Annotated in this window: 13 protein-coding genes; 6 read left to right on the top strand and 7 right to left on the bottom strand. The window is 69.5% G+C overall.

Going from position 1 to position 14,242, the window contains the following annotated elements:
- Positions 1-68: 68 nt before the first annotated feature.
- The 3 genes from BR31_RS0106755 to BR31_RS0106745 form a co-directional block, all read right to left on the bottom strand.
- The gene (locus BR31_RS0106755; RefSeq protein ID WP_027500305.1) at positions 69-932 is read right to left on the bottom strand and encodes an LLM class F420-dependent oxidoreductase; all 864 of its coding nucleotides are present in this window, start codon (positions 930-932) and stop codon (positions 69-71) included.
- Between the two features lie 88 nt (positions 933-1,020).
- The gene (locus BR31_RS0106750; RefSeq protein ID WP_037175837.1) at positions 1,021-2,700 is read right to left on the bottom strand and encodes a SulP family inorganic anion transporter; all 1,680 of its coding nucleotides are present in this window, start codon (positions 2,698-2,700) and stop codon (positions 1,021-1,023) included.
- Positions 2,701-2,775: 75 nt separating this feature from the next.
- Positions 2,776-4,479, bottom strand: coding sequence for a SulP family inorganic anion transporter (locus BR31_RS0106745; protein WP_027500303.1), 1,704 nt, complete (start codon positions 4,477-4,479; stop codon positions 2,776-2,778).
- Between the two features lie 129 nt (positions 4,480-4,608).
- On the opposite strand from BR31_RS0106745, the gene BR31_RS0106740 reads away from it, so the two are divergent.
- Positions 4,609-6,966: an arylsulfatase gene (locus BR31_RS0106740; RefSeq protein ID WP_442970204.1), complete on the top strand. Its 2,358-nt coding sequence runs from the start codon at positions 4,609-4,611 to the stop codon at positions 6,964-6,966.
- A gap of 64 nt (positions 6,967-7,030) precedes the next feature.
- On the opposite strand, the gene BR31_RS27665 is transcribed toward BR31_RS0106740, so the two are convergent.
- Positions 7,031-7,867 carry an SDR family oxidoreductase gene (locus BR31_RS27665; RefSeq protein ID WP_037175834.1) on the bottom strand — a complete coding sequence of 279 codons (837 nt, stop codon included), beginning with the start codon at positions 7,865-7,867 and terminating at the stop codon, positions 7,031-7,033.
- 138 nt (positions 7,868-8,005) lie between these two features.
- Between BR31_RS27665 and BR31_RS27660 the strand changes: the two genes are divergently transcribed.
- The gene (locus BR31_RS27660; RefSeq protein ID WP_051637033.1) at positions 8,006-8,485 is read left to right on the top strand and encodes a MarR family winged helix-turn-helix transcriptional regulator; all 480 of its coding nucleotides are present in this window, start codon (positions 8,006-8,008) and stop codon (positions 8,483-8,485) included.
- Between the two features lie 27 nt (positions 8,486-8,512).
- On the opposite strand, the gene BR31_RS27655 is transcribed toward BR31_RS27660, so the two are convergent.
- From BR31_RS27655 to BR31_RS0106715, 3 genes are all read right to left on the bottom strand, one after another.
- Positions 8,513-9,013, bottom strand: a complete 501-nt coding sequence (locus tag BR31_RS27655) for a GtrA family protein (RefSeq protein ID WP_081830353.1) — start codon at positions 9,011-9,013, stop codon at positions 8,513-8,515.
- A gap of 40 nt (positions 9,014-9,053) precedes the next feature.
- A complete protein-coding gene (locus tag BR31_RS27650) occupies positions 9,054-9,668 on the bottom strand; it encodes a TetR/AcrR family transcriptional regulator (protein ID WP_197023568.1) in 615 nt (204 codons plus the stop codon).
- A 98-nt stretch (positions 9,669-9,766) separates the two neighbouring features.
- A complete protein-coding gene (locus tag BR31_RS0106715) occupies positions 9,767-10,537 on the bottom strand; it encodes a crotonase/enoyl-CoA hydratase family protein (protein ID WP_027500301.1) in 771 nt (256 codons plus the stop codon).
- Positions 10,538-10,678: 141 nt separating this feature from the next.
- On the opposite strand from BR31_RS0106715, the gene BR31_RS0106710 reads away from it, so the two are divergent.
- The 4 genes from BR31_RS0106710 to BR31_RS30960 all read left to right on the top strand — a co-directional run.
- Positions 10,679-11,290: a TetR/AcrR family transcriptional regulator gene (locus BR31_RS0106710; protein ID WP_027500300.1), complete on the top strand. Its 612-nt coding sequence runs from the start codon at positions 10,679-10,681 to the stop codon at positions 11,288-11,290.
- The gene (locus BR31_RS0106705) at positions 11,287-12,924 is read left to right on the top strand and encodes an acyl-CoA dehydrogenase family protein (protein ID WP_027500299.1); all 1,638 of its coding nucleotides are present in this window, start codon (positions 11,287-11,289) and stop codon (positions 12,922-12,924) included. The genes BR31_RS0106710 and BR31_RS0106705 overlap by 4 nt, the downstream gene beginning before the upstream one ends.
- A complete protein-coding gene (locus BR31_RS0106700; RefSeq protein WP_027500298.1) occupies positions 12,921-13,940 on the top strand; it encodes a crotonase/enoyl-CoA hydratase family protein in 1,020 nt (339 codons plus the stop codon). Before BR31_RS0106705 ends, BR31_RS0106700 begins: the two co-directional genes overlap by 4 nt.
- 134 nt (positions 13,941-14,074) lie before the next feature.
- The coding region (locus BR31_RS30960) for a helix-turn-helix domain-containing protein (protein ID WP_156042380.1) at positions 14,075-14,242 on the top strand (168 nt) is incomplete at its 3' end.

The raw sequence follows: 14,242 nt of genomic DNA, 5'->3' as shown, positions 1-14,242 counted from the left end.
GGCTCTCCCTCCAGATCACCACGAAGCCCGGACCGGCGACTTCACCCGTCCCGTGTGAGTTGCGAGGGCTACGCCCTCCAACGGCGTTCGAGGGTCGCCACCCAGTCGGCCGCGTCGCCCGGATCCTCCGGCGGCGCCTCGACGAGCACGAGTTCGCCGACACCCAACTCCTCGAGGGCGGCAACGTCACCGGGCTCCGCGTCCCGCAGCGCGACCGACAGCCGCAGCTCGCTCGGCTCTCGGCCCACCTCACGACACAGTTCGCGCAGGACACCGATCCGCTCGGCGACATCGTCGACCCCGGCCAGGTTGAACCCGTACCAGCCATCTCCCCATGCCGCCACGCGACGCAGCGCGGCGTCGCTGTTGCCCCCGAGCACCACGGGGATGCGGCGGTGTCGAACCGGCTTCGGGTTGACGCGGACCTCGTCGAAGGCCACGAACTCGCCGTCGAACGACGCGACGTCGTCCGACCACAACCTCCGCATGGCGGCGACGTACTCCGCGGTGCGCTCGCCGCGACGCCCGAACGGGACGCCGAGCGCGGCGAACTCTTCCCTGGACCAGCCGATGCCGATGCCGAGCGTGAGCCGGCCACCGCTGAGCCGATCGAGCGTGGCAGCCTGCTTGGCGACGAGGACCGGATTGTGTTCGGGCAGCAGGAGCACGCCCGTCGCGATGCCGATGGTGTGCGTGGCCGCGGCGGCGAAGCTGAGCCCGATCATGGGATCCAGCCAGTCCGCGGCGGCGGGCACCGCGATCTTGCCGTCGTCGGCGTACGGATAGCGCGACGCCGAACGGTCCACCATCACCACGTGCTCGCCCGACCACAGGGTGGCGAACCCGTTGCGCTCCGCGGCGGCCGCGACCGCGTCGATCACCCCGCGGTGAGCGCCGGTGCCGATTCCCAGCGCATGCAGACCCAGTCGCATACGGCGATCGTCTCACGCAGGACGGAGGTGGTCCCGCTGTTCCCGTCCCCCGGACTGTGCGTGATTTGTACCCCAACCGGGGTACAAATCACGCACCGGCGCGGAGCGCCTGGATCGCCTCGTCGACGGTGGGGAAGATCCGCCCCGACTCCGCGAACTGCCGCCCGAGTTCCGTCTTGCGGGCGGTCTCCAGATCGCGCTGCGGGACGTCCGCGAAGTACATGGTGATCCCCCGAGCGGACAGCTCCTGATCGAGGTCCCGGACGTGGTGCATCACCGTGGTGGTGATCTTCCACGCCCGCGAGCAGTCCAGCACCACGGTCTCCGCGCCTGCGGCGTCGATGCGTTCCCGGATCACCGTGACGTTGGCCAGCACGTTCGCCGTGTACAGGGCCGAATCGATCCGCAGCACCAGCGGATTCGCCGGAGCCGTCGGAGCGTCCTCGTCGCCGCCGACCCACCGGCCGTCCGCGCTGCGGCTCAGCTGCACCACGTGCGGCCGGTCGAGCTCGCGCAGCACCAGATACAGCGTGAACAGCACGCCGACCGCGACCGCGGGCAGCAGGCCCGCCGTCAGCCCGATCAGCGCCGTCGCCAGCGCGATCCAGAACTCCATCTTGTTGATCCGCCAGAACCGGGCGAAGGCACCGATGTCCACCAGTCCGAGCGTGGCGACCACCACCATCGCACCGAGCGTGGCCTGCGGCAGGTCGCTGAGCACCGGGGCGAGGAACAGGGCAACCAGTACCGCCAACGCCGCGGTCACCAGACCGCTGGCCTGGGTGCGCGCCCCGGCCCGCAAGGCCACCGCCGTCTGGGAGAACCCGCCTGCGGGCGGCAGGGTGTGGAAGAACGCGCCCGCCACCGAGGCGACGCCGTTCGCCAACATCTCCTGGTCGCTGTCGATCTGCGGCTCGCCCGGCCTGCGCACCCCTCGCGCCACCGACACCGTCTCGAGGAACGCCATCGCCGCGATCGCGAGCGCGCCGGGGATCAGCGCGCCGACGTCATCGAGACCGGGGATGCCGGGAAGCGGAATGCCCTGCGGCACTTCCGCGATCAGCTCCACACCGCGGCCATCCAGACCGGCGAACGCGACCAGGGCTATCCCGACCGCGACGACCACCAACGGTCCGGGTATCCGGGGTGCCAGGCGCGCCATCGCGTACAGCGCGCCGATGGACCCGGCCGCGAGGAGCACCGTGGCGCCGTTCGCGTCACCGATCTGACGCAGCGCCGACCACACCACCCGGAAGAAGCCCGTCGCGTCCGGGTCGGAGGGCACGCCGAGCAGCTTCGGCAGCTGACTCGCGGCGACCGTCAACCCGACGCCCACCTTGATGCCGGTCAGCGTCGCCTCGTTGATGTTCTCGACGACCGACCCGAGCTTGAGCACGCGCGCCAACAACAGGATCACGCCGACCAGCAGGGTCAGTGTCATGAGCGAGGTCTGCGCGTCGTCCGAGCCTGCCGCGATCCCCGCGCCGATCATCGTCGACGCCGTCAACAGCGCGATCGTCGACGTCGTGCTGACGCTGACCGCCCGCGCCCCGCCGAGCATGGCGTACACGACCATCGGCACCATGCAGGTGTACAGGCCGATCTGCACCGGCATGTCCGCGATCGTCGCGTAGGCCATCGCCTGCGGGATCACCACCGCGCCCGCACTGAGACCCGCGACGACATCTGCACGGAGCCAACGCTTCTGGTACCCGACCAGCGTCGGCGCCAGCACCGGTACATCCCGCCGCAAATTGAGTCCGGTCATGACTTCTGCTCCATCATCCCGACGTTCACGGCAGGCCCTTGGCCGCGACCCGCTCGAAGTTGGGCGACCGCCACGTCAGATTCCCGAACCCTGATCGGCGAGGGCCTCGGCGACGGTCGGGTACACACCGAGGCGCCTGCCACTGGGTGCCGCGCGCTTGAGCGTGTCCCGGAACTGTCCGATGTCGCGGGCAACTCGTAGCTCGATCCCCTTGCGCCCGAGCGTGTCCCGCAATTGCATCAGCATCTCGGCGGCGCTGACGTCCACGAACGGCGACGTCTCGGCGTCCAGCACGACCGTGCGGGTCTCCTCGGTGCACAGCGCCTCGATGCTCTCCTTCACGTGGTCGGCGTTCGCGAAGTACAGGCCTGCCTCGACCCGCACCACCACCACGTCCGGACGGGTGGCGATGTCCGGATGGCGCTCGGCATCGACCCACAGCGAGCCCTCCTTCGCGAGCGCCGCGACGTGCGGGCGCGACGAGCGATAGAGCAGCAACAACATCGACACCCCGATGCCGATCACCAGGCCGGGCAGGGTGTCGAACAGCAGCACGCCCATCATCGCGGCGACGGCACCAGCGAAGTCGGCGCGGGCGGCCGGGCCGTAGATGCTGCCGAGCCGCTCGGTCCACACCCCGTAGAGGCGTTTCAGCGCGGACACGTCGACCAGCTCGATGACCGCGGCGATGACGACCGCCGCGAGGGTCGCCTCCGGCAGGTTCTCGAACAGCCCTGTCAGGACGAGCAGCGTGATCACGGTCAGCGCCGCGACGACGAGGCCGCTCACCTGGGTCTTCGCCCCCGCCCCTCCGTTGACGGCCGTCTTCGAGAGGCTGCCGTTGACCACCATGCCCGAGGTGAGACCGGAGCCGAGGTTCGCGGCGCCCATCCCCATCAGCTCACGGTTGGCGTCCACCTCGTAGCCGGCCTTTACCGCGTAGGTCTTGGCCGCGCCAAGGCCCTCCGCGAAGCCGATGAGCAGCACCCCGACGGCGGGCCCCAGCAGGTCCACGTAGTCATCGAACCCGACGCCGCCCGGCAGACCGATCGAGGGCAACCCGGAATCGATGTGCCCGACGATCTCGACGCCCTTGTCGTCCAGGCCGAACGCCGCGACCGCCGCGATGCCGAGCAGCACTGCGAGCAGCGATCCCGGGACCAGCGGAAACCAGCGTTTGAGCCCCAGCACCACCGCGAGGCTGAGCAGGCCGACAGTCAGTGTCCGCCAGTCGGTGTCGCCGAGGTGCCGGAGCACACCCCACGCCTGCTCGAAGAAGTTGCCCTCGGACTTCTCGACTCCGAACAGCTTCGGCACCTGGCCGATGATGATGGTCAGCGCGAGGCCGACGATGAAGCCCTTGAGCACCGGCTCGGAGATGAAGGACGCGATGAAGCCGAGCCGGATCAGTCCCGCCAGCAACCCAACGATGCCGGTGGCGATGGCCAGCACCGCGGACAGCGCGATGTACTTGCCGCCATCGGCGCCCGCCAGCGGCGCGATGATGGCCGCCGACAGCGCCGCGGTGGCGGACATCGGACCGACCACCAGGTGCCGCGAACTGCCCACCGCGGCATAGAGAATGAGTGAGGGAATGGCGGCGTACAGGCCGACCACCGGCGGCACCCCCGCGATGGTGGCGTAGGCCAACGCCTCCGGCACCAGCACCGCCCAAACCGTGAGCCCGGCGATGACGTCGGGCCTGATCCAATTCCTCTGGTAGCCCTGCAGGGAGCCGAAAAGGAGCCACCGCCCGCGCCTGTTCTCCGTCGTGTTCACTCCCGCCGGCCCCTTTCGCCACAGTCTCCCCATGGTCTGGCAATCGATCGGTGGCCGCTTCACCTCACGCGGGTGAGGCATGAGAGGCCGGTCGAGGCGACCATCGGTGACACGGACATTCCGACGGATATGGAGCGATCAGTGACCAAGGAATTCAAGGGCAGCATCAACCTCGACGTCCGAGACTCGGTGTCCGATTGGGATGCATTCCTCCCAGAAAAGGCGCCAAAGGGCGCACCGAATGTGCTTGTGGTCCTGTACGACGACACCGGCATGGCCGCCTGGTCGCCGTACGGCGGGCGCATCAACATGCCGACCATGGACCGCCTCGCGAACAACGGCCTGACGTACTCGCAGTGGCACACGACCGCGCTGTGCTCGCCGACCCGCTCGACGTTCCTCACCGGGCGCAACCACCACCTCAACGGCTTCGCGTCGATCTCCGAGTCCTCCACCGGATTTCCCGGCTACAACTCGCACATCCCGCCGTCGAACGCCACGATGGCCAACGTCCTGCGCGACGCCGGGTGGTCGACGTTCTGGGTCGGCAAGAACCACAATGTGCCGATCGACGAGTGGACCGCGGGCGCCTCGAAGAAGAACTGGCCGCTCGCACAGGGTTACGACCGCTTCTACGGTTTCATCGGCGGCGAGACCAACAACTGGTACCCCTCGCTCGCCGAGGACAACCGCTACATCGACCAGCCCTACACCCCCGAAGAGGGCTACCACCTCTCGAAGGACCTCGCGGACCAGGCGTTGCGGATGATCCGCGACGTCAAGCAGACCGAGCCCGAGAAGCCCTGGTACCTGTGGTTCTGCCCCGGCGCGAACCATGCCCCGCACCACGCGCCGCAGGAGTACATCGACAAGTACAAGGGCATGTTCGACGACGGCTACGAGGCCTACCGCGAATGGGTGCTCGCCCGCATGGTCGAGAAGGGCATCCTGCCCGCGGACACCGATCTCACGCCGTTGAACCCGATGCCCGAGGGCACCTTCTCCCCCACCGACGAGGTACGCCCGTGGGGCGAACTGAACGACGAGGAGAAGGCCATGTTCAGCCGCATGGCCGAGGTGTTCGCCGGCTTCTCCGAGTACACGGACGCCCAGGTCGGCCGGATCGTCGACTACCTGGAGGAGTCGGGCCAGCTCGACAACACGCTCATCATCTACTGCGCCGACAACGGCGCCTCCGGCGAGGGCAGCCCCAACGGTTCGGTGAACGAGGGCAAGATCTTCGGCGGCTACCCAGACGACGAGGCCGAGAACCTCCGCATGGTCGACAAGCTCGGCAGCCCCGACACCTACAACCACTACCCGACCGGCTGGGCGGCGGCGTTCTCGACGCCGTACAAGATGTTCAAGCGGTACACCTACCAGGGCGGCGTGTGCGACCCGCTGGTGATCCACTGGCCGGCGGGCATGAAGGCGCGCGGCGAGGTGCGCCACCAGTACCACCACTCCACCGACATCGTGCCCACGATCCTCGAGGCCTGCGGTGTCGCCTTCCCGGACACCTACAACGGCGTCGAGCAGACCCCACTGTCGGGCGTCTCGATGAAGTACTCCTTCGACGCCCCCGCGGACGGACAGACGGCGAAGCAGACCCAGTACTACGAGATGTTCGGCCAGCGCGGCCTGTGGCATCAGGGCTGGAAGGCCGTCTCCGTGCACGGTCCGGTCTCGGGGATGAGCAACTTCGACAAGGACGAGTGGGAGCTGTACCACGCCGACGTCGACCGCGCCGAGGCGCACAATCTGGCGGCCGAGCACCCGGACAAGCTCGAGGAGCTCAAGGCGCTGTGGATGGAGGAGGCGAAGGCGAACAAGGTACTGCCGCTCAACGACCTGCAGATCATCGGCAACCCGAAGGACTTCGAGACCTTCATCGGCATGGAGTTCCACCAGCCGGTTCCGCCGAGCGGGCAGTACGTGTACTACCCCGGTACCTCCGAGGTGCCGGAACGGTCGGCCGCGAACGTGCACGGCGTCTCGTACAAGATCCTCGCCGAGGTGGACCTGACGCCGGACTCGCAGGGCGTGATCTTCGCGCACGGCTCGCGCTTCGGCGGCCACTCGCTGTTCATCAAGGGCGGTCAGGTCACGTACGCGTACAACTTCCTCGGGATTCCGCCCGAGGACCGCATCTCGGCCCCGGTCCCGACGTCGGGCAAGCACATCATCGGCGTCGAATTCACCAAGGAGAGCATGGGACCGAACCGGGAGGGCGTCGGACCGCTGAAGCTCTACATCGACGACCAGCAGGTCGGCGAGCAGAAGATCCGGACGGTGCTCGGGCACTTCTCGCTCTGTGGCGAGGGGCTGTGCATCGGCTACGACAGCGCCGACCCGGTGTCGAGTGCCTACCCGGAGCCGCGCTTCGAGTTCCGGGGCGGCGAGATCGCGAAGGTGGTCTTCGACATCGCCGACGACGCGTACATCGACGTCGAAAGCCACCTGAGGGCCGCGATGTCCCGCGACTGACCTGAGCGACGGCGGTGTCTCCGGATCTCCGGAGGCACCGCCGTCGCCGTCGGTGCCGGTGCGATCAGGCCTCGGAGTCGACGGCGTCGAGCAGGGGCTGACCGATGACGCCCATGGTGGCGGACGCACCGCCGAGCGCCCATCCGCCGTCGGTGGCCAGGACCACGCCCGACACGTAGTCGGCGAGCGGAGAGGCCAGGAACCGGCACACGTTGGCGACGTCGCGCGGGGTGCCGTACCGGCGCAAGGGAACGCTGTTGGTGACGAGGGCCCTGTCCTCCTCGGTCGGGGCCAGGCGCGCCATGCCCTCGGTCCCGTCGATCGGACCCGGGATCACGCCGTTGACCCGGACCCCGGCCGGGCCCCACTCGAGGGCGAGCACCTTGGTGAGCATGTCGACGCCGGCCTTGGCCGCGCACACGTGCGCCTGCGTCACCGTCGGGAGCACCGACTGCGGCGCGGAGATGTTGATGACCGAGGCACCGGGCTTGCGCAGGAACGGGTACGAGGCACGCAGGACGTTGAAGGTGCCGAGCAGGTCGATGTCGACGACCGACTTGAATCCGTTGGCCGAGAGCCCGAGCGCCGCGGCGGGAAAGTTGCCGGCGGCGCCCGAGACCATCACGTCGAAGTCGCCGAACCGGTCGTGCACCTCCCTGAGCACCGCCTCTGTCGCGGCGTAGTCGCGAACATCGGCGCTGCCGCCCATGGCCTCGGCCCCGAGCTCGGTCAGCCGCTCGACGGCGGCGGCGACCTTCTCCTGCCTGCGGCTCATGACCGCAACCCGGGCGCCTGCCCTGGCGAAGTCCTCGGCGATGCCGAGGTTGATCCCGCTGGTCCCTCCCGCGACGAACACGGTCTTGCCGGTCAGATCGATGGACTGAACGAACTCGGTGGCCATGCCAACTCCCTCAGTGTAGAAATAATCAGCATCACGAATGGTTTCTGACGCGGACCATACTGGATGCCGACCACGGGGCGGGGACGCGGGCCTCATATGATCGACACTCCCCACCGCCCTGGATTCGGAGGTTCTGACGTGGCCGAGCCCTTGGTCTCCGACGCCGCGGCACGCCACACGGGCTGCCTGCTGATGAAGCTGGGACAGGCGATGTTCCGCCTCAGCGAGGATCGGCTGGCCGAGCTGGGACTGCGAACCCGGCACTACCTGATCCTGCAGGCACTCGCCGAGGCGGGCGCGCGCTCGCAACTCGAGCTCGGGAACCAGCTACGGATCGACCCGACGACGATGGTCTCGTCCATCGATCACCTCGAAGGGCTGGGCCTGGCGGGCCGGACACGAGATCCGCAGGACCGCAGGCGCTTCCTCATCGCGATCACCGACGAGGGCAGGCGCACCGCCGCCGAGTCCGACAGATTGCTGGCCTCGCTCAACGAGCAGACCCTCGCCGATCTCGCCCCCTCGCGGCGCGACGACCTGCACCAGCTGTTGCTGACGCTCAACGCCGGGGACGCGCTGCCGGAGGCATACGACGCCACCCGGGACGTTCCGCGCTGATCCGGCGAACGCGGTCCCGCATCTCCACTAAGAGAACACCCAACCACGCAGGGCCAGGAAGCGCAGGACACCGACGAACGCACTGACCGCGACGACCGCGACGGCCTGCACCAAGCCGCCTGCCGACGGCAGCCAGAAATCGAGCAGGGCGAGCGAGAGTGTGCTCAGTGCCAGCCCGACGAGCGCGAGCCCGCCGCCCTCCCATTGCGCCGGGAACCAGCTGACCCGCGCGGACGCGTGGAAGGTCAGCCTGCGATGGAGTTCGTTGGCCAGGGCCGTGCTGACCACCACCCCCGCGACGTTGGCAGCGAACGTGCCCCGGGCATGGAGCAGCAGGAACACCAGTGCGTACACGATATTGCTCGAGCCGCCGACGAGGACGAAGCGGACGAACTGCGCGGTGACGCCGTCGCCCCGTAGACGACGGCTCCCGCTCCGTCCCCTGATCCAGGGATAGGTCTCGGCGGGATCGTCGCGGACGGGCGCCGGGTCGCCGCGACCGTCACCGTACGTGATCACGTCGTCCATGAAAGCCCCTCCTCCGCGCCGTCATCCGCATCCGTCCCCCTCAGCGGGAGGTTGCGTCGCCTGTCGCCGGCGAGCCGCCCGACGTCAGTGCCGGCACCACGACGCCGTCGACGACTCGCTCGATGAAGGCCAGATCGATCGGCTCCGCCATCACCGACAGCCGGTGGAAGGTGATCGCGGGGAAGATGCTGCCGATCAGGTCGATGTCCCGGCCGACTGGCACCTCTCCCCGTTCGACGGCCCTCGAGACGACCGTGGCGAAAACCTCCTTGTACGGCACCGAGATGGCCTGGTTGACCGCCGCACGCAGTCCGCTGTCGTGCACCATCCCGGTGAGCAGGCCGCCCACCACGGCGTCACGCCGCGAGTCCGGGTCGTGCCAGGCCCTGGCCATGAGGACCAGATCGGTCCGCAGGTCGCCGGTGTCGGGCGCGAGGGCGATCTCGTGGAGCAACGCGACCGCATCGGCGACGAGCTCCGGCTTGCCCGCCCACCGCCGGTAGACGGTCGTCTTGCCTGCCCCGCACCGGGCCGCCACGGCGTCGATCGACAGCCGGTCGAATCCGACCTCCGCCAGCAGGTCCTGGGTCGCGACCAGCAGCGCCCGATCGCGGGCCGCGTCGCGCGGACGGCCGGACTTGGCAGACGATGACACGGTGACCTCCATTTGGATATAGATACGCTACCGTTTCGTATCTTATTCCCGGGGGCAGGGGGTGCCGCGCCTCGACGCCGACCTCCACACACCCGCCGTCAGCCGAAGGTGCCGTGCCGCCCTGCGCCCTCCGCGAAGCGCGTCGCGCCCTCGAGGGTGCCGTCCGCCAGCGAGATCGCGCCGTGCCGCAACTCGGCGAGCATCGCCTGGTCCTCCGCCAGCCCCTCCTGCTCGAGGACGGAGAGCCGGTCCTGCCGCATGCAGGTCTGTGGGAACGCCGCCAGGTCGGCCGCGAGCCGCTGGGCGGCAGCGACCGCCTCGCCGGCCGGGACCTTCCTGTTCACCAGCCCGATGCGGTAGGCCTCGTCCGCGTCGACCGGCCTGCCCGTCAGGATCAGGTCCATGGCGTGGCTCGTGCCGATCAGCCGCGGCAGCCGGACGGTGCCGCCGTCGATCAGCGGAACCCCCCAGCGCCTGCAGAAGACCCCGAGGACGGCGCCCTCCTCCGCCACTCGCAGGTCCGCCCACAGGGCGAGCTCCAGCCCGCCCGCCACCGCGTGACCGGCGATCGCGGCGATCACCGGCTTGGAGAGCCGCATCCGCGAGATGCCCATCGGGCCGTCACCGTCGAGCGCGACCCGGTTGCCCGCCCCGGAGCTGATCGCCTTCAGATCGGCTCCGGCACAGAAGGTTCCGCCCTCGCCGTGCAGGACGGCGACCGCCGCGCCCCGGTCGTCGTCGAACTCGCGGAAGGCGGCGGCGAGCGCCTCCGCGGTGGGCCGGTCCACCGCGTTGCGCACGGAAGGCCGGTTGATGCTGATGGTCGTGACCGGGCCGTCCCGTCGAACGAGAACCGCATCGTTGGTCATGGGCCGCCTTTCGTGGTGCGGGCACCCCCGACACCTCGGGACCGGGTCAGCCGCGTGATCGTGGGGCCGAACGTAACAGCAGGTCCGGCCGCACTGTCAACCCCTTGACCTAAGAACGGAACCGGAGTTCACTCCTTGGGTATGGCCTATCGGCGCACCCCCGCCGTCCAGGAACGACTGGACGCCCTGCGGACCAGAATGATCGACTCCGCGACCGGATTGGTCGCCGTGCACGGCTATGGCGGCTGCTCCATCTCCGCGGTCGCGGCCGGCGCGGGGGTCGGCACCGGAACCGTCTACCGACACTTCGCGAGCAAGGGCGAACTGTTCGCGGAGGTGTTCCGCATCGTCTGCAGCCGTGAGGTCAACGCGGCCGTCACCGCGGGCGAGGCGGCCCGCGCCGAGGACGGACGATGCGTCGCGGCCGTCTCGGCCGCCGTCGGAACCTTCGCGCAGCGAGCACTGCGCGCGCCCACCCTGGCCTACGCCCTGCTCGTCGAACCCGTCGACCCCCAGGTCGACACCGAGCGACTGCTCTTCCGTGAGTCGCTCCGCGATGCGCTCGCCGTGGCGATCGCAGGCGCGATCGAGGCAGGCGAGATCCCCGTCCAGGACGCCACCGTGACCGCCGCCTGCATCGTGGGCGCGATCGGAGAGGCGCTCGTCCTCCCGCTCGCCAGGGGAGCCGTCGACCCGACGATCCTCCCCCTCCTCCATGCCTTCACCCTCCGATCCCTTGGGAGCCCCACATGAGCGCCACACACGAGGTCCTCAACCAGGTGCCGCCGCTGGTCGACTACGACGCCGCCGACCAACAGCCGATCCTGGAGGCGCTCCAGCGCGCCGGCGCCCACGACGCACTGGACGAACTGCACGAGGTCGGCCGGCTCGCGGGCGGCGCAACCGCCCAGCGCTGGGGCGACCTGGCCGAGGCCCACCCACCGATCCTGCACACGCACGACCGCTACGGGCACCGGATCGACGAGGTCGAGTACGACCCCGCCTACCACCAGCTGATGACCACCGCCGTCGAGATGGGGCTGCACGGTGCGCCATGGGCGGACCCGAATCCCAACGCGCACCTGATCCGCGCCGCGAAGATGGCGGTGTGGGGCCAGGTCGACGCAGGACACGGCTGCCCGATCTCGATGACCTACGCGGTCGTGCCCGCCCTGCGCCACAATCCCGAGCTCGCGGCGCAGTACGAACCGCTGCTCACCGCGCGCGCCTACGACCCGGCGCTCGCGCCGCCGCTGACCAAGACCGGCCTGATCGCCGGCATGTCCATGACCGAGAAGCAAGGCGGCTCCGACGTCCGCGCCGGCACCACCCGGGCGGTCCCGCAGTCGGACGGCAGCTACCTGCTGACCGGGCACAAGTGGTTCACCTCCGCGCCGATGTCGGACCTGTTCCTGGTCCTCGCGCAGGCCCCAGGCGGGTTGTCGTGCTTCTTGCTGCCGCGGATCCTGCCCGACGGCACCCGCAACCGGATGCACCTGCAGCGGCTGAAGGACAAGCTCGGCAACCACTCGAACGCGAGCAGCGAGGTGGAGTACGACGAGGCCGTCGCCTGGCTGGTGGGAGAGGAGGGCCGCGGCGTCCCCACCATCATCGAGATGGTCAACATGACCCGGCTCGACTGCACGATCGGCACGGCCACCGGGATGCGCGTGGGCACGGCGCAGGCCGCGCACCACGCCACCCATCGCAGCGCCTTCGGTGCCCATCTGGTCGACCAGCCGCTGATGCGCAACGTGCTCGCGGACCTGGCCGTCGAATCCGAGGCCTCGACCACGGTCGCCATGTGGCTGGCCGCCCTCACCGACCGGGCGGCCGCGGGCGACGAGCAGGCCGCCACCTTGCGGCGCATCGCCCTCGCGGTCAGCAAGTACTTCGTCTGCAAGCGCGGTCCGATCCACGCCGCGGAGGCGCTGGAATGCCTGGGCGGCAACGGATACGTGGAGGACTCGCGGATGCCACGGCTCTACCGTGAGGCGCCGCTGCTCTCGGTGTGGGAGGGATCCGGCAACGTTGCCGCGCTCGACACCCTCCGGGCCATGGCGAAACAGCCCGAGACGTTGCAGGCGTTCTTCGACGAGCTCGACGCGAGCCTAGGGGCCGACGCCCGGCTCGACGCCGCCGTCGGCCGACTGAAGGGCGCCTTCGGCGACGTCGGCACCCTCCAGCACCGAGCCCGCCGCGTCGTCGGCGACATGGCGGTGGCGTTGCAGGGCTCGCTGCTGGTCCGGTTCGGCCACCCCGCCGTCGCCGATGCATTCTGCGCCAGCCGGCTCGCGGGCGACTGGGGCAGCGTGTTCGGCACCCTGCCCGACGGTGTCGACACGGCGGCGATCATCGCCCGCGCCACACCGAAGGCCGGGTCGTGACCGACCACGCCGGGACCCGCCCGGCGGCCTGGCGGGAGGGCTGGGACGAGGGCGACGACTCGCTGTTCGCCGGGCGTGAGATGGACACGGCCGCAGAGCAGGTGGAGTACGAGACCCTCACCTACGAGGTGACCGGCCGGGTCGCACGGATCACCTTCAACCGGCCGGAGCACGGCAACGCGATCACCGCCGACACCCCACTCGAACTCGCCGCGGCCGTGGAACGCGCCGACCTCGACCCACGCGTGCACGTCATGCTGGTCTCCGGGCGGGGCAAGGGCTTCTGCGGCGGCTACGACCTCGGCGTCTTCGCCGAACGGGGTGGCGGCCCCGACGACGGGCCGGACCCCACCATCGGCACGGTGCTCGACCCGGTCGTGCAGGCCCGCAACCACAACCCCTTCGGACAGTGGGACCCGATGGCCGACTACGCCATGATGAGCCGCTTCAACCGTGGGTTCGCGAGCCTGCTGCACGCGAACAAGCCGACCGTCGCGAAGATCCACGGGTTCTGCGTGGCGGGCGGCACCGACATCGCGCTCTACTGCGACCAGATCATCGCCGCGGACGACACCAAGATCGGGTATCCGCCGACCCGGGTGTGGGGTGTCCCTGCCGCAGGCATGTGGGCGCACCGCCTCGGCGACCAGCGGGCCAAACGCCTGCTGCTGACCGGGGATTGCATCGCCGGCCGCCAAGCGGCCGAGTGGGGGCTGGCGGTGGAATCGGCGCCGCCCGACGAGCTCGACGAGCGCACCGAGGACCTCGTCGGCCGGATCGCCGCGATGCCGATCAACCAGCTGATGATGGTCAAGCTGGCGCTCAACAGCACCCTGCTCGCGCAGGGTGTCGCGAACTCGACGATGGTGAGCACCGTCTTCGACGGCGTGTCCCGACACACCAGGGAGGGGTACGCCTTCCAATTACGTTCCGCCACGGCGGGGTTCCGCGAAGCCGTGCGCGAGCGCGACGAGCCGTTCGGCGACCACAGGCGGGCGCAGTTCGAGCGCGAGTAGTGCGCTAGCTGTACTGCCCAGGCAGGTTGGTTGAGGGATTGCGACGACACGCTGTGACTGGTCGTTGAACAGCGAAGGTCTCCTGTCGTGAAGTGGAGCTGCTTAGACACCCACATCGCGGACAGGAGACCTTCGTGGTTCACGCTAACGCACCACTGACCCCAAGAGGCCGGCTGCTGCTGGCCCGACGCGTCGTCGACGACGGTTGGCCCATTGCAAGGGCGGCGGAACACTTCAACGTCTCCTGGCCCACCGCCAAACGATGGTCCAGCCGCTATGTGGAGATGGGGCCGGACGGGATG

The organism is Rhodococcus sp. UNC363MFTsu5.1, assembly GCF_000686785.1.
GTDB classification, from domain to species: Bacteria; Actinomycetota; Actinomycetes; order Mycobacteriales; family Mycobacteriaceae; genus Rhodococcus_G; species Rhodococcus_G maanshanensis.
Note: the sequence above shows the minus strand (reverse complement) of the source record. Positions and strands in the feature narration are given on the sequence as shown.